A 20,600-nucleotide genomic window follows, 5' to 3' on the forward strand; every position below is an offset into this window, starting at 1 on the left:
TCATTCGGAAACCTCCGCGCTTCGCGCTGCGGTGCGAGCGCCTTCGGGCGGCCGGGCGGCGCTCATGACTTCAATCCTTCAGGCAGGGTCACGGAGCGCAATCCATCGGCGCGCAGGCGTTCGAGCAACAAGGGCAGTACCTCCAGCAAAACAGGTTGTCCAGCAACGGTGCGCGCGGCATTGCCGTCGTGCAGCAACAGGATGTCGCGCGCCTGCAGGTTGTGGCTCAGGCGCGCCATCACCTTGGCGGCGTCGCCTTCACGCGTGTCGAAGCCGCGCCGCGTCCAGCTCACGAGCGAGAGGCCGAGGCGGTGCAGCACGGGTTCGAGAAACGGGTTGCGCAGGCCGGCGGGCGCGCGGAAACAGGTCGGGCGCTGGCCGGTAACGTCGCTCAGGATGTCCTGCGCCCGCGCGATCTCGGCGGCGAAACCGCGCGGCCCGAGAAAGGAAAAATTGTGCCGATGCCGCGCCGTGTGGTTCTGGATGCTGTGGCCGCGCGCCACGATCTCGCGCGCCAGTTCGGGGTGCGCCAGCACGCGCTCGGCAATGCAGAAGAAGGTGGCGCGCTGGCCGTGCGCGTCGAGCAGGTCGAGCACGCGCGGCGTTACCTCGGGCTCCGGCCCGTCGTCGATGGTGATCGCCACTTCGCGCCGCGCCGCGGCCGCTTCGGGCAGCCGCGTGACATTAGGGCCCAGCAGGCTGCTGCGCGGCGTCAGGCCGGCACCGGTGATCAACGCATGGTTCAGCACGATCGCGCCGATGGCCCACGGCAACGCGCCCGGCACCAGCACGCCCGCACCGATGGCCGCGACGTGCCACGCCGCGCTGGCGCGGATGGCCGGCGGCCAAGGCCAGGATTCGGTAGGTGCGGGAGCGATGGACATGAGGCCGGATTTTCCCCCGTCAGCCACGCGAAGCCTGCGAAGGCCCCACGCTGCGTGCGAATGCTGCCGAAAGCAACAGCGCCAGCAGCGCCCCGGGCGCAACCACGCGGCCGATGGACGACAGCGCCGGAATGTCCGAAATCGCGATCAGCCCGAACGACACCACGGTCGTCAGGTTGGCCAGCATCAGCGACGCCAGCGTGTCCTCGTCGGCCCGCCCGGTGGTGCGCAGCTGGTCGAAGAACAGCGCGTAGTTGGACCCCACCGCCACGATCAGCAGCAGCCCCACCAGATGCAGGATGCCCAGCGCCGCCTGCAGCACGGCCATGCCGCCGAGCGTGAGCACCACCGCGAACACCAGCGGCTGGCACACGGCCAGCAGCCGGCGCCACGAACGCAGGTAGATGCCGAGCAACAGCACCACCGCCAGCGCGCCGAGCAGCACCTGCACGAAGGCCTCGTGCAGGTAGCGCTGGTACAGGCTCGCAAGTTCGCGGCCGACGTCGACCACCTGCACTTCAGGCAGGCCGGCCAGCGCCGCTTCCAGACGGCCCTGATCGAACTTGGCGCCCGGATGCAGCACGACCAGCGTGCCCCAGCCGCCGCCCGGGCGCTGGTACATCAGCGTGTTCAGGACCGAGCCGAGCGGCCCGGCGGCCAGTTCGGCGCGCTGCACCAGTGGCAGCTTCCGCGCAGCCTCGATGTCGGCCAGGAACGGTCCGAGCCGCGAAGCCGGCAGCGGCATGCCCTTGGTTGCCTCTGCCAGGTTGGCGCGCAGCGTTTCGGCGTCCGGCAGGGCTGCGATGCGCGCGGTCTGCACTTCCACGCTGGGCAGCACGCGGGTGACCGTTTCGTAGCCGACGAGTTCGCCCTGATCCACCAGCGCATCGAGCCGCTGCGCCGCCGCCTCGGTGTTGCGCAGCGCGGCCTGCTCGTCGTCGCCATAGGCGACCACCAGCACGCCACCGTCGCTCGCGCCGATGTCGTTGCGCAGCATTTCGTCCAGCTGCTGGGCTGCCTTGGGCACCGGGCTCATCGCGCCAAGATCGGCGCGCCACAGATGGCCGCCCTGCCACAGCACCAATGCCAGTGCCGCCACCCCCAGCGCGGCCAGAGGCCAGCGCAGGCGCGGCAGGCCGCGCACCAGCGCGCCGGCCATCTGCGCCATGTACTTGCGCATGCCCATGCCGGTGGCACCGTCGGGCGCGAGCATCGGCAGCACGTAACGCGTAGCCAGCGCCGCCGCAACAAGGCCTGCAATGGAGAAAACGCCCAGCTGCGCCAGCCCCGGAAAGCCCGAAAACACCAGCGCCGCAAAGCCGCACACCGAGGTCAACAGCCCGAGCCGAACGGTCGGCCAGTTCAGGTCGCGCCAGCGCTGCCAGCCGGTGCCGGCCACGGCGGCGCCACGCGCCTGGATGAGGTAGTAGATGGCGTAGTCGACCGTTTCTCCGATCAGCGTGCTGCCGAAGCCCAGCGTGAGGCCGTGCACCGAGCCGAACACGAGGCTCACGCTCGCGGTGCCGATCACCACGCCCGTGGCCACGGGCAGGAAGGCGATGACCAGCGCGCGCGGCGATGCAAAGGCCAGCAACAGCAGCCCGCCCATCACGATGCCGCCCACCACCGCGAGGTGGATCGCTTCGGTCTTGATCTTGTCGCGGCTCATCACCGAGAACACGGGCGGACCGCTCAGCAGCAGCTTGGGCGCGGTTGCGCCCATGTCGCGCGTCGCGGCCGCGTAGGCGGCGTGCACGCGCGCAATGGCGATGGCCTGCGCGTCGAGGTCGCTGCCGGCAGCGCGCGTGGTGGCGACCATCAGCGCGCGCGGCGCGGTGCGCGACATCCATACGCCGTCCTCGCTGCGGGGCGCGCTGGCGGGCGTCAGCTCCATGGCAATGCGCTGTGTCTCGCCGGTCGGGTCGCGATCAAGGAGGGGCTTGATCACGTTGCCGGCAGGCGTGCCCAGCATCGACAGCGTTTCGTTGATCGCGTCGCGCAAGCCCTCGACAGTGAACTGCCCGGGCGTGACGCCGGGCGACAGCTGGTAGCGGTGTTGGAGTACCCAGTTTCCCGCCTCGCTCCAGTCGCCGACGTCGCCGTTCTGGATCAGGTCGAAGAGCTTGCTCTCGCGCATGTCCTTTGCGACCGCGCGCGACACCGCGGCGCGCTGCTCGGCACTGCCGCCTTCGATGCCCAGCATCAGCGTGCGCGAGGCGACGCCGCTTTGCAGCTGCTCGATCAGCACGCGCTGGCGCACATCCGGGCTCTTGGGCAGAAAGGCCGAGAGGTCGGCGCCGATCTGCGTGCGCGCGATGACCACGGCGCCGCACACCAGCACCAGCAGCCACGCCAGCAGCACGATCGCCCTGCGCCGCCAGCCCGGCGGGCCGCCCGCCTGCTGCTGTGGCGTCACGGCGTGGTGCGTCCGGTGGCGCCGGACGGAGCCGCGTTGGCTGGCGCGGGTGCCGTCGCGCCCGGCGTGATGTTCATGGCCGAGCGGTCACCGCCGACGAACTCCATCTCGAGCCCCAGCACGTCGCTCGCGCGGCCGCTGATGCGGATGCTGCGCACCTGCGCGGCCAGCCGGCTGTCCATCGGCACGAGGTCGAGCGTCCACTTGGCAGCGGAGCCCGACACGGTGCTGCGGAAATAGCGCTGCAGCGTGGCGCCGTCGCCGGTCAGCGTGCCTCGCATGGCTTCGACCAGGCCGAGCAGCTCGGGCATGCTGTCGAGCGCCAGCGTGCGGTTGCGGCCGCCGCGCGACAACGTCAGCGTGTTGCCCTCGACCGCCATGGTCTCGACGCGCGGCGACAGCGTGCGGCGCACCAGCTTGTCGGGCGCATCGAAGCTCAGCGTGCCGCTGGCGTCGAGCGGGCCTTCCAGGCCGTGCACGAAGCGCTGTTCGGTGAAACGGGCCTCCCCGCTCTTCTGCTTGGCCAGCAGCGTCATCAGTTCGGGCAGGTCGAACGCCGCCCAGGCCGGCATGGCGCAAAAGGCCAGTGCGAGCACGCATGCCCTGCAAAGCCAGTCAAGCCGCATCTTCGAGCCAGAAATCATGGAAATTGAACCAGTTGTAGGGATACGCGCGGCACAGCGCTTCGAGGCGTGCCACATAGGCTTCGACGGCAGCACGAATGCGCGCTTCGCGTTCCGCGGGGCTGCAAACCGGCTCGCCGAAGTCGGCCAGCGGGTCGAATCGCACGTCATAGCGGGCACCGCCGCCGTAGAGCCCTGCCATGAAGAACACCTTGCGACGCAGCAAGGCCGCCAGGCGGAAAGGACCGTCGTTGAAAACTGCGGGCTGCCCGAGGAACGGCAGCACGATGTTGTTGCCGCGCTGGTGCGCGGGCTGGTCTTCGCTGCCCGGCAACGTGCGGTCGGCCAGCATGCCGCCCAGGCCGCCGCCGTCGAGCCAGTCGCGCAGGGCCAGCATCGAATGCGGCCGGCCCAACGCGATGACGTGCGGCCGCAGCTCGGGCACGGCAATGGTGTTGAGGACGGCCGTGATGCGCTGCGCGTTGTCCGGGTACATCAGCATCGCCAGGCGCAGGTTGCACTGGTGCGTCTGCTGCTTGCAGGCGCCGAGCACCTCGAAGCTGCCGATGTGGGCGCCGAGCAGAAAGGCGCCCCGCCCTCGTGCGATCTCGGCATCGATCGGTGCATTGCCCTCGATGCTGACCTTGAACAGGTCCAGGCGCCCACGCAGGAAATACACGCGATCGAGCACCGTCGAGGCAAAGGCGTGCAGCAGGCGGAAGCCGTCGACCCAACCCGCCTGCGGACCGATGGCCCGGAACAGGTAGCGCTTGATGTGCCGGCGCTGCGCCGGCGCGAACAGCAGGAAGTACAGGGCAATCGGCGGCAGCAGGAGGCGCGTGACGTGGCGTCCGCACACCAGCGCCGTGAAAACGATGAACCGCAGCGCCAGCATGTTGCTGCGCTCGGGCGCACGGGCCCAGTCGCCGCTTTCGCCGCGCTCGCCTTTCGGTGCCGCCTGCCCTGCCCTGGTTGCCTCTTTCACGGCGCGCGCCTCGACATCGGTGTGCTTCATCACGCGGACTCTTGCACGGCCGTCCAGCGGCCCGTGACAGCCACCACGCCGTCGCAACGCACGTCGAAACGCACGCCGCGACCGGGCCCGGCTTCCGGATGCAGCTCGATGGACAGCGCGGCGCCGGGCCGCACGGGCGCCAGGAACTTGGCCGCGGCGAGCGTGGGATGCGCGCCCAGCCGAGCCACCAGGGCCGGCACGCGGCGAATGGCCTCCATGACCTCGGCCAGCACCAGGGCGCCCGGCAGCAGCGGCTGCCCCGGGAAATGACCGGCAAACACGGGGTGGTCAGCTGGCACCACGTGGGCCATCTGCACCGATGTGTCGTCTTCCGCTAGCTGCGCCAGCGCAAATTCGCGCAGCGCCCGCACGGTGAGCTTGCCCGTGCCTTCGCGCGGGAAGGCCTTGACCTGCACCACGCGGCGCGGCACGAACACGGGTTCGAGCCGCTGCCGCAGGGCCGCGATGATGTCGCCCGCCGACAGCGAGGGCGCGACCACGAAGGCCACCGGCCGCACGACACCGTCGGCCACCTCGTCGGGCAGCCAGAAGGCGCCGTCGTCCACGCCGGGAATGCTGTTCAGGTGAAAGTTCAGGTGCGCCAGCGAACTGCGCCGGCCTGCCACGTGGATCAGGTCGTTGGCCCGGCCGAACAGGCGAAAGCGGCGCTCGTCCAGCAGTTCGAGCACGTCGGCCATGGGCGTGGGCTCGGGAATGAAGTCGCCGCTGAAGATGAAGCGTTCGGGGCTACCGTCCGCCGAAGGCTCGGCGTGCACGCGGATCTCGCCGAATGTCTCCCAGATCTCGTTGTCGGTGGTGCGGCGCGTGGCGACCTGCCCCGACTCGGTACTGCCGTAGATTTCGAGCAGCACGCCGCCCATCGCCTGCTCTGCCTGCTGCGCGAGCTGCGGCGAAAGCGGCGCGGTGGCCGACAGGATCAGGTCGACCGGCGGCAACTCGATGCCCGAGAGCAGCAATGTCTTGAGATGGAACGGCGTGGTCACCAGCGCGCGGGGGCGCGGCACCGAGGCCAGCGTCTTCGCCACATCGGCCGGAAAGAACGGCCGGCCGCTTTCGAAGGCCGCGCCGCCGAGCATTGCCAGCAGCACTGACGACTCGAGCCCGTAGCTGTGCTGCACCGGCACGGTCGCGACCAGCGTCAGGCCTTCCAGCGTGGGACGTTCGAGCACACGGCACAGCCGCTTCACTGCCACCGCGACGTCGCCCACCAGCGTGCCCCAGGTCTTGGCATGCGGCTGCGGCACGCCGGTCGAGCCGGAGGTCAGCAGGCTGGCGGCGTGCATGGCTGCGTCGATCTGCGGCACGGGGGCCTCAGGGCTCGCGCGGTTCTGGCTGTTCTCGATCAGCACGCGCTGCATGCCTGGCGTTTGCTGCTTCAGATCGTCGGTGAGCGCAAAAAGACGTGGGCCGCCGGACTCGAGCAGGCGCGCGAGCGTGTCGGGCCGCGCGTCGGGCGGCAGCAGGCTGGCATGGCCGCGCACCAGCGCCGCGCCCAGGCTCACGGCAAAGGCATAGCGGTCGACGCAGAGATTGACGGCGGAGCCCTCGCCCGGAAGCCCGGGCGCGAAGCGGGCCACGTCGGCCAGGAACTGCCGCGTGCTCACGGGCACGCCGGCGCGCCAGGCCAGGATGGAATCTGGGTCTCGGTCGGTGAGCAGTGGCAGGAAACGGGTATCTGTCGTCACGCGGGCGGCGCCTGTGTCATTGGCCGCCGGGGCTGGTGTCCACCGACGATGTGCCATAGAACGCGCGCACCGCATCCACGAGGCGCGTGCGTTCGAATTCGGGATGCAGCCGGTAGCGCACAAAGTGCTCGCCCACAAAGAGCAGCGTCACCATCACGGGCGACAGCACATTGGCGAACAGCGACCAGTCGGAGAACGGCCTTGTCAGGTAGATGAGGATCGACGCCAGCACCGTCAGCGCGAAGAAGCCGGTCCAGATGCGCGTGAGCTGCGTGGTGTAGGACAACATGTGCCCCTTGAGCGGGTGCACCCGCTGCGCGAACTGCGTGATCAGCGGCAGGCCCCGGCCGCGCAGCGTGGAGCCGAACCAGCCGCACAGCGCGGCGTTGATGGCCACGTGCTGCAGCACGTACAAGCGATTGGGATCGCCCGCCTCACCCAGGAAGACGAGCGAGAAGCCGCCCACGCCCAGAACGGCCACGGCGGCAAGGCCCCAGCGACCGAACCAGCTGGCGGCAAGGCCCATGGCAGCGAGCCAGAGCGGCCCGAGCAACACCACGACCGCCCACGGTTCCGTGGCATGGAACAGCGTCATCCAGTGGGACAGGCCGGCATACGCCACGCCTGCCACCAGAAGGAGTGCTATTCGCCATCGCGACATGGGATCAGGAAGCCACGCGATGCTGGGCGACGTGGGTCGCGAGCGTACGCAGCGACTGGAAAATCTGCTGGTTGCGTTCGTCGTCAGAACGCAGCTGGAAACCATAGCGGCGCGAGACTTCGAGCGCCACTTCGAGGATGTCGATCGAATCGAGCCCGAGGCCTTCGCCATAGAGCGGGTCGGTCGGCACGATGTCCTCGGGGGCCACTTCGAGGTTCAGCGCGTTCACGAGCAGCACGGCCAGCTCTTTTTCGATCGGCGACTGTTCGGAGGCATCGCCAGTGGCGGGAATGGGGGGCTGAGCAGTCGATGACAAAAAAACCTCCTAAAACTTTTTCCTGAACTACCGTGCGGGCCGTGGATTATAGGAGTGCCGCTTGATTAGACTGCCCGCTTCGATACGACCGGAGCGCCCCATGGCCGACCCACTTCTGATCGCACGGCACGACGCCATCGAGTGCAGCCTTCTCCCCAGCCTGGCCAACCGCCATGGCCTGATCACCGGCGCCACCGGCACCGGCAAGACAGTCACCCTGCAGACCATCGCCGAAAAGCTCTCCGCCATCGGCGTGCCGGTGTTCATGGCCGACGTCAAGGGCGACCTGACCGGTATCAGCCAAAAGGGTGCCATCGGCGGCAAGCTGGCAGCCACCCTCAAGGAACGCGGCATCGAGGTGCCCGAGCCCTCCGCCTGCCCCGTCACGGTGTGGGACGTGTTCGGCGAACAGGGCCACCCGGTGCGCGCCACCGTCTCCGACATGGGCCCGCTGCTGCTGGGCCGCATGCTCGACGTGAACGAAACACAGGCCGGCGTGCTGAACCTCGTGTTCAAGATCGCCGACGACAACGGCCTGCTGCTGCTCGACCTGAAAGACCTGCGCGCCATGCTGCAGTACGTGGGCGAAAACAGCAGCCAGTTCACCACCCAGTACGGCAACATCAGCGCCGCCAGCGTGGGCGCCATCCAGCGCGGCCTGTTGCAGATCGAAACCCAGGGCGGCGACAAGTTCTTCGGCGAGCCGATGCTCAACATCGCCGACTTCATGCAGACCGTGGGCGGCAAGGGGGTCGTCAACATCCTCGCGGCCGACAAGCTCATGAACTCGCCGCGCCTGTACGCCACATTCCTGTTGTGGATGCTGTCGGAGCTGTTCGAGCAGCTGCCCGAAATCGGCGACCCCGAGCAGCCCAAGCTGGCCTTTTTCTTCGACGAGGCCCACCTGCTGTTCAACGAGGCGCCCAAGGCGTTGGTGGAACGCATCGAGCTGGTGGTGCGGCTGGTGCGCTCCAAGGGCGTGGGCGTGTATTTCGTTACGCAGAACCCGCTGGACATCCCTGACACGGTGCTGGCCCAGTTGGGCAATCGCGTGCAGCACGCGCTGCGCGCCTTCACGCCGCGCGACCAGAAGGCCGTGAAGGCGGCCGCCAGCACCATGCGCCAGAAGCCGGGCCTCGACATCGAGACGGCCATCACCGAACTCGCGGTCGGCGAGGCGCTGGTGAGCTTCCTCGACGAAAAGGGCCGCCCGAGCGTGACCGAGCGCGTGTTCGTGCTGCCGCCCGGCAGCCAGCTCGGCCCCATCACGCCCGACCAGCGCAAGGCACTGATCGCCGGCTCGCTCGTCGCCGGTGTCTACGAGAAAACGGTAGACCGCGAATCGGCCTACGAAAAGCTCAAGGGCCGCGCCGACAGCGCACCCGACGCACCGGCAGCAACGCTGCCCGGCGGCAAGGATGCGGCGGAGGCCTCCGGCTCCGGCATGGGCGGCATGCTCAACGACATGCTCTTCGGCACCACCGGCCCGCGCGGCGCGAAGCACGACGGCCTGGTGCAGACCATGGCCAAGTCGGCGGTGCGTACCATGGGTACGTCTGTTGGCAAGGAAATCCTGCGCGGCGTGCTCGGCGGGATCTTCGGCTCGAAGAAGCGTTGACTTGACCGGCCCAGGGCCTCTGCCGGCGCGCTACCAGCGCAGCAGGCGTGGCCCGAGCACGGCACCAACCAGCACCGGCACAGCGATCCCGCTCACATACCAGACCGCAAGGAACGGCGCGGTCAGCTCCATGCAGTGCAGCGCGTAGACCGCCGCGCCAATGCCCCCGGCAAGCGCCCCTGCCGCAGCCCCGGCCAGCGCCGGCCGCGTGGGCGCCATTCCCTTGAGCGCCACCATCGTGGCCGCGAACACCGGCAGCGCCATCAGCCCGATGCTCAGTGCGCAGACGCGCCATGACTGCCCCATCAGCGAGGGCATGCGCTCCTCTGCCGGCACGGTGAACCAGGCGATCACCGCCAGCACCCACACCGCGAGCACGGGCAGCACCGCGCCCACCCAGGTGCGCCGCGGCTCGACGCCCGGCCGCGCAAGCCGCTCCACGGCCACGAAGCCAGCCGCTGCGATGCACAACGGAAACAGTACCTTGACCCAGAACATCGGCCAGAACATGGCCTGCACGATGTCGCGCCGCATGCCGTACTCGCCGAACAGGATCAAGAACGAGAACGGCAAACCCAGCAGCACCGCCAGCCAGATGCGTCGGCTGGCGCGGCGGCGCGGCACGGCCACCTCGCCGCTTGCCAGCATCGCGACCAGATCGTCGGTCTTCATGCCGCACCTCCCCAGCTGTTGCCGAACCGGGCCGCCAGCGCCTTGAGCCCCCTGTGAATGCCGACCTTGACCGCCGACTCCGACATGCCCGTCAGGCTGGCGGTCTCGGCCACCGACAGGCCTTCGATCTTCACGTGCACGATCGGCAACCGCTGGCGCTCGGGCAGGGTTTCGAGCAGGCCGCCGAGGTCGCGCTTCGCATCGCTGGCCTCTTCGGCCGATTCGGCGAACACAGCCAGGTCGTCGTCCAGCGGGTCATGCAGGTCTTCGCGGACCGACTTGGCGCGCAGCAGGTCAATCATCTTGTAGCGCGCAATGGCATGCACCCAGGCCGTCAGCGGCTGGTCGCTCTGGTAGGTGTGGCGCTGGTTGTGCATGGCGAGCAGGCATTCCTGGACGAGGTCTTCCACTTCATCGGGCCAGCCAAAAAGGCGCTTGCCCAGAAAGGCGCGCAGGTGCGCGCTGAGTCGCTGCAGGAAGTCGCGGTAGGCCTTCGCGTCACCGTCGAGGCCGCGAAGGAACAGGCTGCGCAGCGCCGCTTCCGCGTCGCTCGGGTTCGTCCTGCTGCCTACGGTGTTTCGTTCCATCGGGCTGGCTGGTTACAGCCTTGTCGAAAAAAGTTCCGGTGGATTGTGCCGCGAGCGGCGGCCAGGCCCCGGGCCGGAGCCTCAAGACGCCCGCGCCGGCGTATCCACCACGAGGCCGACGGCCTCCTTCACGCACTGCTCGATGATCGGGCCGCTCTTGCTCCTGATCTTGTCCACGTCCTGCAGATCCGACACGGTGGCGTCCTTCATGACGCCATCGGCCGCGCAGGTGCACAGCTTGGTGAGCTCCTCCTGCGATTTGTTCCCGCGCGATCCGGCGCTCTTGACGCAGCTGTCGATGAAGCTCGTCCTGAAGTTGGTTTTGAAGGCCGAATCGAAGCCCTGCGAGAAGCCTTCGGTGGCCTTGTCGCAGGCAGACAGGCTCAAGGCGAGAAATACACAGAGAAGCGTGCGCATTGATTTCCTCCAGCAAAAGATGTTGTGGGTGCGGTCCGTCCACGCGCATTGTTGTTCAACATCCGCGGACCGTCGAAGCGCGCTGCAACCAAGGGCGCGCCCTCGCTTGCCAGCCGCACAAGTGATCGGTACATTGCATTTTTTGAGGGCTACCAATGTCTGCAGACAGCACAACGATCCCTTCCACCCCGGGCGGTGTCACGCCCCTCCCCCCACTCCATCCCTCGTCGTCGACCGGCCACATCCGGCTGACTTCGCACGCCGGCGGCTTCGGCGCGCTGCCCATTCACTGGGGCGCGGCCACTGCAACCGAGCGCGGACCGGTAGTCGGCACCACCACCAAGCGGGCGCATCGCAACGTGATCGGCACGCACAGCGGCTCCTACAGCGTGTACCGCGCGCTGGCAGTGGCGGCCGGGGCGCTCAAGCGCGAGCACAAGGCCGACCTCACCAACACCGCGCCCACCGACGTGATCGGGCCCTATCCGCAGTGGAGCGAGCCGGGGCGCATCGTGTCGCTGGACCCGTGGGGCGCGCTGGTGGCGGATGTGTTCTCCACCGAGCTGGCGGCGGGCTACGACATCCGCCCGACCATCGCGATCACCAAGGCGCATGTGATCCTGCCCGAGGTCATCGAGGCGCTGCAAAGCGGCCGCCTGAAGGCCGACGGCCATTTCCTCACCACCGGCGGCGCCGCGATGGTGACCAAGGCCGCCATCGAACCCGTGTGGTACCTGCCCGAGGTGGCGCGCCGCTTCGGCTGCTCCGAGACCGACCTGCGCCGCACGCTCTTCGAGGAAACCGGCGGCATGTATCCCGAGCTGGTCACGCGCTCCGACCTCGAAGTGTTCCTGCCGCCCATCGGCGGGCAAACGCTCTACATCTTCGGCAACCCGCGCGACCTGGCCAACCCCGAAGTCGAGCTCACCGCGCGCATCCACGACGAGTGCAACGGCTCGGACGTGTTCGGCTCCGACATCTGCACCTGCCGGCCCTACCTCACGCACGCCATCGAGGAGTGCATCCAGGGCGCGCAGCGCGGCGGCGTCGGCCTCATCGCCTATTCGCGCAAGGAAGGCCGAGCGCTCGGCGAAGTCACCAAGTTCCTGGTCTACAACGCGCGCAAGCGCCAGGTGGGCGGCGACACGGCCGACCAGTATTTCGCGCGCACCGAATGCGTGGCCGGCGTGCAGGACATGCGCTTCCAGGAGCTGATGCCCGACGTCTTCCACTGGCTGGGCATCAAGAAGATCCATCGGCTCGTGTCGATGAGCAACATGAAGTTCGACGCGATCACCGGCTCGGGCATCGAGATCGGCGAACGCGTGAACATTCCCGACGCGCTGATTCCGGCCGACGCCCGCGTCGAGATGGACGCCAAGATGGCCGCCGGCTATTTCACGCCCGGCCCGGTGCCGGACGCCGAGGAACTGAAGAAGGCCAAGGGCCGGGGATTGAGCGAATGAGCAACCGCAACAGCGACGACAAGAACATGCCCGTCGACGGTTCCGGCAGCCTGCCGCCGGGCGGCGCGGGCAAGGTCGATCCGTCCATCGAATTCACTGCCGACACCGCGCACCCGGCCGGCGCGGCCAGCCTGCTGCGCACCACCGCCGCCATCCGCCAGCGCGCGGGCGCCCTGCTGGCACGCGCGCGCCGGGGCGAATCGCAGTGGTTCCGCATCGGAAGCGACAACACGCTCGAAGACGCGGCGCGCACCGTCGCCGAGGTCACGCGCGAGCGCTATCCGTGGGACACCATCCCGTACCACAGCCGCTGGCGCCATTTCGAGGCCGGCGGCGTCAATCGCCTTGAAGAACTCGACGCATTGCTGGGCGAATGCGACGCCCGCCAGCGCGCCCGGGCCCACATCGACCTGGTGCTGGTGAGCGTGCTGCTCGACGCCGGCGCCGGCCCCGACTGGCACTACATCGAATCGGCCACCGGCGAGCGCTTCACGCGTTCCGAAGGGCTGGGCGTGGCGAGCTACCACGCGTTCATGAGCGGGCTTTTCTCGTCCGACCCAAACCATCCCTACCAGGCCGATGCGGCCGGCCTGCGCGGCCTGGTCACCGACCGGCTCGGCGACGCCTTCCAGGTCAGCGAGGTGAATCCGCTGGTCGGCCTGGCGGGCCGCACCACACTGCTGCGCCGGCTCGGAGAAGCCATGAGCGAGCAGCCCGAGACCTTCGGCGACGACGGCCGGCCCGGGGGCCTGTTCGACGCGCTGGTCGGCCCCTACGGCCCGGCCGCGCCGCCCACTGCGGAGATCACCGCGCACCAGATCCTCTCGCTGCTGCTCGAAACACTGTCGCGCATCTGGCCCTCGGCCAATGCCGTCGACAGCATCGCGGCCGACGGCAGCGACAGCGCGGGCGGCATCGGCTCCGGCGACCCGGCGCTGGCGCTGGGCGACTGCTGGCGCCACAGCGCGGTGCGCGGCCCCGGCCTCACTAACGGCTGGATGCCGTTTCACAAGCTCTCGCAGTGGCTCACCTATTCGCTGCTCGAACCCTTCGAATGGGCCGGCGTGAAGGTGCGCCACCTCGACGCGCTCACCGCCCTGCCCGAGTACCGCAACGGCGGCCTGCTGATCGACAGCGGGGTGATCGTGCCGAAGGACCCGGCGTTTCTCACCCGCCGCTGGAAGGCCAGTGACGAATTCATCGTCGAATGGCGCGCGCTCACCGTGGCGCTGCTCGACGAAGTGGCGCCGCGCGTGCGCAAGGTGCTCGACCGCACCGAGGAAGAGCTCCCGCTGGCCTGCGTGCTCGAAGGCGGCACCTGGGCCGCGGGCCGGGCGCTGGCACAACGCTTGCGTGACGGTGCTCCGCCTCTGCTGATCGAGAGCGACGGCACCGTCTTTTAGACTCCCGGGTTCAGCAGCAACGATAGAAAAAATCCAATGAGCAACGTCCACCTCGTCAACCACCCCCTCGTCCAGCACAAGCTCACGCTGATGCGCCGCAAGGATGCGTCCACCAACAGCTTCCGCCGGCTCCTCAACGAAATCAGCATGCTGATGGCCTACGAGGTCACGCGCGACATGCCGATGCAGGACATCGAGGTCGAAACCCCGCTCGAGACCATGCAGGCCAAGGTCATCGACGGCAAGAAGCTGGTGCTGGTATCCATTCTTCGCGCCGGCACCGGCATCCTGGACGGCATGCTGACAGTGGTGCCCGGCGCCCGCGTCGGCCACATCGGCCTGTACCGCGACCCGAAGACGCTGACGGCTGTCGAGTACTACTTCAAGATGCCCGGCGAGATGGAGAACCGCGACGTGATCGTGGTCGACCCGATGCTGGCCACCGGCAACTCGGCCGTGGCCGCGGTCGAGCGCCTGAAGGAGCTCAACCCCAAGTCGATCAAGTTCGTCTGCCTGCTGACCTGCCCCGAAGGCGTGGCGACGATGCAGAAGGCCCACCCGGATGTGCCGATCTACACCGCCGCGATCGACCGCGAGTTGAACAGCCACGGCTACATCCTGCCGGGTCTGGGCGACGCAGGCGATCGCATCTTCGGCACCAAGTAACGCCCCGGCGTCCGATTGAAGGGCGCCGCGCTGCCCCCGGCAGCGACAAGAAGATTTCCATACCTCGAGGAGAAGCACCGTGACAGCACGCCGCCAGTTGATCATCCGTTCCGTCGCCATTGCCGCAGCACTTGCGGCCGGCGCGCCCGGCCTTGCGCTCGCGCAGGCCAAGCTGAAGGTGGCGGCGGTGTACACCGTGCCGTTCGAGCAGCAATGGGTGGGTCGCATCCACAAGGCATTGAAAGCGGCCGAGGCTCGCGGCGAGATCGAATACAAGGCTACCGAGAACGTCAGCAACGCCGACTACGAACGCGTGATGCGCGAGTACGCCACGGCCGGCAACCAGCTGATCCTGGGCGAGGTGTTCGGCGTGGAGGCTGCGGCGCGCAAGGTCGCGAAAGACTTCCCGAAGGTCGCCTTCCTGATGGGCTCGTCGCTCAAGCCGCAGGCGCCCAACTTCAGCGTGTTCGACAACTACATCCAGGAGCCGGCCTACCTGAGCGGCATGGTGGCCGGCGGCATGACGAAGAGCAATCGCATCGGCATGGTCGGCGGCTTCCCGATTCCCGAGGTCAACCGGCTGATGAACGCGTTCATGGCCGGCGCGAAGGAAACGAATCCGAAGGTCGAGTTCAGCGTGAGCTTCATCAACAGCTGGTTCGACCCGCCGAAGGCCAAGGAAGCGGCCTTCGCCATGATCGACAAGGGCGCGGACGTGATGTACGCCGAGCGCTTCGGCGTCTCTGACGCAGCCAAGGAAAAGGGCAAGCTCGCCATCGGCAACGTGATCGACACGCAGAGCCAGTACCCAGACACGGTGGTCGCGTCGGCCCTGTGGAATTTCGAGCCCGCGGCCGACCGCGCGATCAAGCTCGTGAAGGAAGGCAAGTTCGCGGCCGAAGACTACGGCGTGTACGCGCAGATGAAGCACAAGGGCTCCGAGCTGGCGCCACTGGGCACCTTCGAGAAGAAGGTGCCTGCCGACATCGTCGCCAAGGTGAAAGCCAAGCAGGCTGACATCCTCTCGGGCAAGTTCACCGTGAAGGTGGACGACGCGCAACCGAAGTCCACCGCAAAGTGAGCGCGCCGATGAAGATCCGCTGGGTTTCCCCTCTCGCGGCGGGCGTGCTGGCCCTTGGCCTCGCGGGCTGCGTCGGCGTCTACAAGGGCACCGGCGTCAGCATCAACAGCAGCACGCGCCTCGACGACACGCCGCGCATTGCGGTGCTGTCGGCCTTCGAGCCCGAGCTCAAGCTGTTGCTCACGCGCCTGCAAGGCCCGGCGAAGCACAGCGTGAACGGCGTGGAGTTCACCACCGGCACGCTCGAAGGCAAGCCCGTGGTGCTGTTCCTGTCGGGCATCAGCATGACGAACGCGACGATGAACACGCAGCTCGTGCTCAATCGCTTCCGCGTGACGAACATCGTGTTCAGCGGCATCGCGGGTGGCGTGAATCCGTCTCTGCATGTGGGCGACGTCACGGTGCCGGCGCAATGGGGCCAGTACCTCGAAGTGCTGATGGCGCGCGAAACCGCGCCCGGCAAGTACGCCGCGCCACCCTTCATCACCGACGCCACGCTGCCCAACTTCGGCATGATGTTCCCGCGCCCGGTGGAGGTGCGCTCGGCCGCGCGTCCGGAGATCCAGCGCAAGTTCTGGTTCGAGGCCGATCCGAAGATGCTCGAGGTGGCACGCAGCATCCGCAACGTCGACCTGGCCAACTGCAGCGCCGGCAAGTGCCTGCCGCGCAAGCCCCAACTGGTAGTTGGCGGCAACGGCGTCTCGGGCCAGGCCTTCATGGACAACAAGGCCTACCGCGAATACACCTACAAGACCTTCCAGGCCAACGTGCTCGACATGGAAACCGCGGCCGTGGGCATGGTCGCCTACAGCAACGGCGTGCCGTACATCGCCTTCCGCTCGCTCAGCGACCTCGCAGGCGGCGGCGACGGCGAGAACGAGATGGGCACCTTCATGGGCATCGCGGCGGACAACTCCGCCAAGGTCATGCTGGCTTTCCTGGCTGCGTGGAAGTGACCCAGTCTTCTCTCCCTCCCACGGAGGGAGGAAGCGACGCCACCGTCCTGCGCCTCCAGGGCATCACCAAGCGCTTCGGCAGCCTCGTCGCCAACGACGCCATTTCCCTCGACCTGCAGGCCGGCGAAGTGCTGGCGCTGCTCGGCGAGAACGGCGCGGGCAAGTCGACGCTGATGTCGATTCTGTTCGGCCACTACGTCGCCGACGAAGGCAGCATCGAAGTCTTCGGCGCGCCGCTGCCGCCGGGCAACCCCAAGGCCGCGCTCGCGGCCGGCGTGGGCATGGTGCACCAGCACTTCACGCTGGCGGACAACCTCAGCGTGCTCGACAACGTGATGATGGGCACCGAGCCGCTGTGGCGGCCGGTGTCGCGCCGCGCGGCCGCACGCGCCCGGCTTCTCGACGTGGCCCAGCGCTTCGGGTTGCCGGTGCAGCCTGACGCGCAGATCGGCAGCCTGTCGGTCGGCGAGCGCCAGCGGGTGGAAATTCTCAAGGCGCTGTATCGCGGCGCGCGCATCCTGATCCTCGACGAGCCGACCGCCGTGCTGACGCCACAGGAAAGCGAGGCACTGTTCGCCACGCTCGCGCAGATGGTGGCACAGGGGCTGTCGGTGATCTTCATCAGCCACAAGCTCGGCGAGGTGCTGCGCGTATCGCATCGCATCGCAGTGCTGCGCGGCGGCAAGCTCGTGGCAGAGGCGCGCACGGCCGACACCACGCAGGCACAGCTGGCACTGTGGATGGTCGGGCATGCGGTCGATGCGCCGCAGCGGCGGCCAGCCAAGTCGGTGGGCGATGCCGTCTGCGTTCTCGACCACGTGAGCACCGCATCAGACAAGAACGGCGGGCAAGACCGGCTGCGCGAGGTGTCGCTGACGCTGCGCGCCGGCGAGATCACCGCCATCGCCGGTGTTTCCGGCAACGGGCAGGTGGCGCTGGCCGAGCTGCTGTGCGGCACGCGCCGCGCCACGTCTGGCACGGCTCAGCTGATGGGCCGCGCCTTGCCTCCCTCGCCCGCCCGGCTGGTGCAGCGCGGTGTCGCGCGCATTCCGGAAGACCGGCATGCCGTCGGCGTGGTCGGCGACCTGCCGGTGTGGGAGAACGCTGTGTCGGAGCGCCTGCGCAGCCCGGTGTTCTCGCGCTGGTCGTGGATCGTGAAGCGCGCGGCCGCCCGCCTGCATGCGCGGCGCATCGAAAAGGCATTCGACGTGCGCGGCGCCGGCCTGATGGCGCCGGCCCGTTCGCTCTCCGGCGGGAACATGCAGAAACTGATTCTGGGCCGCGCCCTGCTGGCGCCCGAGCCGCCCGAAATGGCCAAGGGCGACGAAAACAAGAAGTACCCGAACCGCGCGCCGCGCCTGATCGTCGCGCACCAGCCGACCTGGGGCCTCGACATCGGCGCCGTGGCCTATGTGCAGCAGCAGCTGATTGCCGCGCGCGACGCTGGCGCGGCGGTGCTGGTGATTTCCGACGATCTCGACGAAGTGCTCGCGCTCGGCGACCGCGTGGCCGTGATGCACGGCGGCCATCTGGGCGAAGCCCGCCCGGCCGCGGCCTGGACACGCGAAGCCATCGGGCTGGCCATGGCCGGCGCGACGGCTGCCCACGCCAAGGGAGCCACGCCATGATGCGGCTCGAACGGCGCCACGAAACCTCGCGCACGGCGCTGGTGCTTGCGCCCATCGGCGCGGTCGTCTTCACCATGGCAGTCAGCGCGCTGCTCGTGCTGTGGGCCGGTGCGCCGGTCGGCCGCACCTACGCGCTGCTGCTGCAGGGCGGCTTCGGCTCGGTGTTCGCGTGGAGCGAGACGCTGACCCGCGCGATCCCGCTGATCCTCACCGGGCTGGCCGCCACGGTCGCTTTCAAGGCGCGGCTCTTCAACATCGGCGCCGAGGGCCAGCTCTACGCCGGCGCGCTGGCCGCCGTCGCCGTGGGCGGCATGCATGGCGGCACGGGCTTCGAGCTGTCGCCGTGGCTGCTGTTCCCGCTGATGATGCTGGCCGCCGCCGTGGCGGGTGCGCTGATGCTGCTGGGCCCGGCGCTGATGAAGAACAAGCTCGGCGTGGACGAAGTCGTCACCACGCTGCTGATCAACTTCATCGTGCTGCTGGGCGTGTCGGCGCTGCTCGACGGGCCGATGAAAGACCCCAGCGCCATGGGCTGGCCACAGAGCGTGTCGCTGCAGTCCGATCTCGAACTCGGAAAGCTCATCGCGCAGACGCGCGTGCACACCGGGCTGCTATGGGCCGTGTCGCTCGCGGTGATGGTGTGGGCGGTCTTCAAGTACACGGTGCTGGGCTTCGACATCCGTGCCGTGGGTGCGAATGCACGCGCCGCGGCCTTCGCTGGCGTGCCGGTGACGCGCACCGTGGTGATGGTGGCGCTGCTCTCGGGTGCGCTGGCCGGGCTGGCGGGCGCGATCGAGGTGGCGGGCCGCACGAGCTACGTCACGCTCGACATGTCGCCGGGCTATGGCTACACAGGCATCGTGATTGCGATGCTGGCAGGACTGCATCCGCTGGGCGTGATCGCGGCTGCCGTGTTCGTTGCGGGCGTGCTGGTCGGTGCCGACACCATGAGCCGCGCGGTCGGCGTGCCCACGTACATCGCCGACGTGATCGTCGCCGCATCGCTGATTGCGGTGCTGGTGGCGACATTGCTGACGCAATACCGGGTGCGGATGAAGAAATGACGGACTTCCTCGACATCCTCGCCAACCCCGCCTTCTGGGTCGCGGTGCTGCGCATCGCCACGCCGCTGATTCTGGGCACGCTCGGCGTGCTGCTGTGCGAGCGCGCGGGCGTGCTCAACCTCGGCATCGAAGGGATCATGGTCGCGGGCGCCTTCACCGGCTGGCTCGCGGTGTATGCGGGCGCGCCGCTGTGGGTGGGCGTGGGCGTGGCTGCGCTCACAGGCATGGTGTTCGGGCTGCTGCATGCCTTTCTGACCGTCGGGCTTGCGCTGTCGCAGCATGTGTCGGGGCTGGGCATCACGCTGCTTGCCACCGCGCTCAGCTACTTCGGCTACCGCGTGAGCTTTCCGAAAGTGAACACGCCGCCGACCATCACGCCGTTTGCACCGATGGACTGGCTGCCGGTGCCGATCCTGAATGCGCAGACCGCGCTCACGCTGTTCGCGCTGCTGCTGGTGCCCGTGGTGGGCTGGGTGCTGTACCGCACGCCGCTCGGCCTCGCGCTGCGCATGGTCGGCGAGAACCCGCAGGCGGCCGAGAGCCAGGGCGTGTCGGTCGCGGCAACGCGCACCGGCGCCATCGTCGCGGGCTCGGCGCTGATGGGCGTGGCGGGCTCGTTCCTCACGCTGTCGGCCTTCAATGCCTTCTTCTTCAACATGGTGAACGGCCGAGGTTGGATCTGCGTGGCGCTGGTAGTGTTCGCTTCGTGGCGGCCGGGCAAGGCGCTGCTGGGCGCGCTGCTGTTCGCCTTCTTCGATGCGCTGCAGCTACGGCTGCAGCAATCCGGCGACGCCGTGCTGCCCTACCAGCTTTACCTGATGCTGCCCTACCTGCTGTCGATCCTGGCGCTGGTACTGGTGGCACGCAAGGCGAGCTATCCGCAGGCGCTGATGAAACCGTATCGCAAGGGGGAACGCTGATGATGACCACCCGGACCGCCACCGCCGCGCGAGGCGCCCTGCTCGCGGCGCTGCTGGCGCTGGGCGGCAACGGTGCTCATGCACTTGGCATGAACTACGGCTACGAGGCCTTCAGCACCGCCGACGCCGTGACCTGGGTGCAGATGTGCGGCACCTGGGGCAAGGACCACCAGGGCACCTACCGGGTGGTGCACGCCGAGCAGTACGCCCAGTCCTTCCTCTACGTGCAATGGATGACGCGCGACGCCAACGGCAGCCTGCATGCCGAGCACACGGTGGCGATCGCCGAGCTCGACAACGACCATGCGGAAATCTCGCTGTCCGACCTCACCTGCCGCGCCACGCCGCGCGGCATCGTTGTGACGGCCAAGGCCGACTCGGGGCACGACGAGAAGCTGCGCCGCGTGACCATCGAGGTCGGGCCTGCGCCGGGGCAATACCGGTACCGGGCGCAGAACACGCGCTGAGCGGCTCTCCGGCGGCGCTCAAAGCGGCCGAAAA

General features: G+C 68.5%; 20 protein-coding genes. 10 read left to right on the forward strand and 10 right to left on the reverse strand.

Annotation, left to right across the window (positions count from 1 at the left end):
- Nucleotides 1-62: 62 nt before the first annotated feature.
- The 7 genes from AC07O3_RS08820 to AC07O3_RS08850 are packed head-to-tail and all read right to left on the reverse strand — an operon-like array spanning nt 63 to nt 7,621.
- Nucleotides 63-884: a polysaccharide deacetylase family protein gene (locus AC07O3_RS08820; protein ID WP_093056943.1), complete on the reverse strand. Its 822-nt coding sequence runs from the start codon at nt 882-884 to the stop codon at nt 63-65.
- Between the two features lie 19 nt (nt 885-903).
- Complete coding sequence (locus tag AC07O3_RS08825; protein WP_495339110.1) at nt 904-3,300, reverse strand: MMPL family transporter; 2,397 nt, start codon at nt 3,298-3,300, stop codon at nt 904-906.
- Nucleotides 3,297-3,926, reverse strand: a complete 630-nt coding sequence (locus AC07O3_RS08830) for a LolA-related protein (protein ID WP_495339333.1) — start codon at nt 3,924-3,926, stop codon at nt 3,297-3,299. Before AC07O3_RS08830 ends, AC07O3_RS08825 begins: the two co-directional genes overlap by 4 nt.
- Complete coding sequence (locus AC07O3_RS08835) at nt 3,916-4,938, reverse strand: lysophospholipid acyltransferase family protein (RefSeq protein ID WP_495339111.1); 1,023 nt, start codon at nt 4,936-4,938, stop codon at nt 3,916-3,918. The genes AC07O3_RS08830 and AC07O3_RS08835 overlap by 11 nt, the downstream gene beginning before the upstream one ends.
- Nucleotides 4,938-6,644 carry an AMP-binding protein gene (locus tag AC07O3_RS08840; protein WP_495339112.1) on the reverse strand — a complete coding sequence of 569 codons (1,707 nt, stop codon included), beginning with the start codon at nt 6,642-6,644 and terminating at the stop codon, nt 4,938-4,940. Before AC07O3_RS08840 ends, AC07O3_RS08835 begins: the two co-directional genes overlap by 1 nt.
- 16 nt (nt 6,645-6,660) lie before the next feature.
- Complete coding sequence (locus AC07O3_RS08845) at nt 6,661-7,305, reverse strand: COG4648 family protein (RefSeq protein WP_093073957.1); 645 nt, start codon at nt 7,303-7,305, stop codon at nt 6,661-6,663.
- Nucleotides 7,306-7,309: 4 nt separating this feature from the next.
- The gene (locus AC07O3_RS08850; RefSeq protein ID WP_093056949.1) at nt 7,310-7,621 is read right to left on the reverse strand and encodes a phosphopantetheine-binding protein; all 312 of its coding nucleotides are present in this window, start codon (nt 7,619-7,621) and stop codon (nt 7,310-7,312) included.
- A gap of 100 nt (nt 7,622-7,721) precedes the next feature.
- On the opposite strand from AC07O3_RS08850, the gene AC07O3_RS08855 reads away from it, so the two are divergent.
- The gene (locus AC07O3_RS08855) at nt 7,722-9,239 is read left to right on the forward strand and encodes a helicase HerA-like domain-containing protein (RefSeq protein ID WP_093056950.1); all 1,518 of its coding nucleotides are present in this window, start codon (nt 7,722-7,724) and stop codon (nt 9,237-9,239) included.
- Nucleotides 9,240-9,269: 30 nt separating this feature from the next.
- Here the strand turns inward: AC07O3_RS08855 and AC07O3_RS08860 are convergent, their stop codons facing one another.
- From AC07O3_RS08860 to AC07O3_RS08870, 3 genes are all read right to left on the reverse strand, one after another.
- Complete coding sequence (locus AC07O3_RS08860) at nt 9,270-9,911, reverse strand: NrsF family protein (protein WP_093073951.1); 642 nt, start codon at nt 9,909-9,911, stop codon at nt 9,270-9,272.
- Nucleotides 9,908-10,498, reverse strand: coding sequence for a sigma-70 family RNA polymerase sigma factor (locus tag AC07O3_RS08865; protein ID WP_093056952.1), 591 nt, complete (start codon nt 10,496-10,498; stop codon nt 9,908-9,910). Before AC07O3_RS08865 ends, AC07O3_RS08860 begins: the two co-directional genes overlap by 4 nt.
- 81 nt (nt 10,499-10,579) lie before the next feature.
- On the reverse strand, nt 10,580-10,915 hold the full coding sequence (locus tag AC07O3_RS08870; protein WP_495339113.1) for a hypothetical protein: 336 nt from the start codon (nt 10,913-10,915) through the stop codon (nt 10,580-10,582).
- Nucleotides 10,916-11,070: 155 nt separating this feature from the next.
- Here AC07O3_RS08870 and AC07O3_RS08875 point away from each other — a divergent pair, with 155 nt between their 5' ends.
- The 9 genes from AC07O3_RS08875 to AC07O3_RS08915 all read left to right on the forward strand — a co-directional run bounded on the left by AC07O3_RS08875 (nt 11,071) and on the right by AC07O3_RS08915 (nt 20,566).
- The gene (locus AC07O3_RS08875) at nt 11,071-12,381 is read left to right on the forward strand and encodes a GTP cyclohydrolase II (protein WP_093056954.1); all 1,311 of its coding nucleotides are present in this window, start codon (nt 11,071-11,073) and stop codon (nt 12,379-12,381) included.
- Nucleotides 12,378-13,784, forward strand: a complete 1,407-nt coding sequence (locus AC07O3_RS08880) for a URC4/urg3 family protein (protein ID WP_495339114.1) — start codon at nt 12,378-12,380, stop codon at nt 13,782-13,784. The genes AC07O3_RS08875 and AC07O3_RS08880 overlap by 4 nt, the downstream gene beginning before the upstream one ends.
- A 36-nt stretch (nt 13,785-13,820) precedes the next feature.
- Nucleotides 13,821-14,450 (forward strand): uracil phosphoribosyltransferase, encoded by a 630-nt coding sequence (gene upp, locus AC07O3_RS08885; protein WP_007837874.1) that lies wholly within the window; start codon nt 13,821-13,823, stop codon nt 14,448-14,450.
- Between the two features lie 79 nt (nt 14,451-14,529).
- Nucleotides 14,530-15,531: a BMP family protein gene (locus tag AC07O3_RS08890; RefSeq protein WP_093056956.1), complete on the forward strand. Its 1,002-nt coding sequence runs from the start codon at nt 14,530-14,532 to the stop codon at nt 15,529-15,531.
- Nucleotides 15,532-15,539: 8 nt separating this feature from the next.
- Nucleotides 15,540-16,487 carry a 5'-methylthioadenosine/S-adenosylhomocysteine nucleosidase gene (locus tag AC07O3_RS08895; RefSeq protein WP_495339115.1) on the forward strand — a complete coding sequence of 316 codons (948 nt, stop codon included), beginning with the start codon at nt 15,540-15,542 and terminating at the stop codon, nt 16,485-16,487.
- On the forward strand, nt 16,484-18,115 hold the full coding sequence (locus tag AC07O3_RS08900) for an ABC transporter ATP-binding protein (RefSeq protein ID WP_495339116.1): 1,632 nt from the start codon (nt 16,484-16,486) through the stop codon (nt 18,113-18,115). Before AC07O3_RS08895 ends, AC07O3_RS08900 begins: the two co-directional genes overlap by 4 nt.
- On the forward strand, nt 18,115-19,179 hold the full coding sequence (locus AC07O3_RS08905; protein WP_440534406.1) for an ABC transporter permease: 1,065 nt from the start codon (nt 18,115-18,117) through the stop codon (nt 19,177-19,179). The genes AC07O3_RS08900 and AC07O3_RS08905 overlap by 1 nt, the downstream gene beginning before the upstream one ends.
- Nucleotides 19,176-20,099, forward strand: a complete 924-nt coding sequence (locus AC07O3_RS08910) for an ABC transporter permease (protein ID WP_495339117.1) — start codon at nt 19,176-19,178, stop codon at nt 20,097-20,099. The genes AC07O3_RS08905 and AC07O3_RS08910 overlap by 4 nt, the downstream gene beginning before the upstream one ends.
- Nucleotides 20,099-20,566 carry a hypothetical protein gene (locus AC07O3_RS08915; RefSeq protein ID WP_371258767.1) on the forward strand — a complete coding sequence of 156 codons (468 nt, stop codon included), beginning with the start codon at nt 20,099-20,101 and terminating at the stop codon, nt 20,564-20,566. Before AC07O3_RS08910 ends, AC07O3_RS08915 begins: the two co-directional genes overlap by 1 nt.
- Nucleotides 20,567-20,600: the final 34 nt, after the last annotated feature.

This window comes from Variovorax sp. GW821-FHT09D05, from assembly GCF_059416325.1.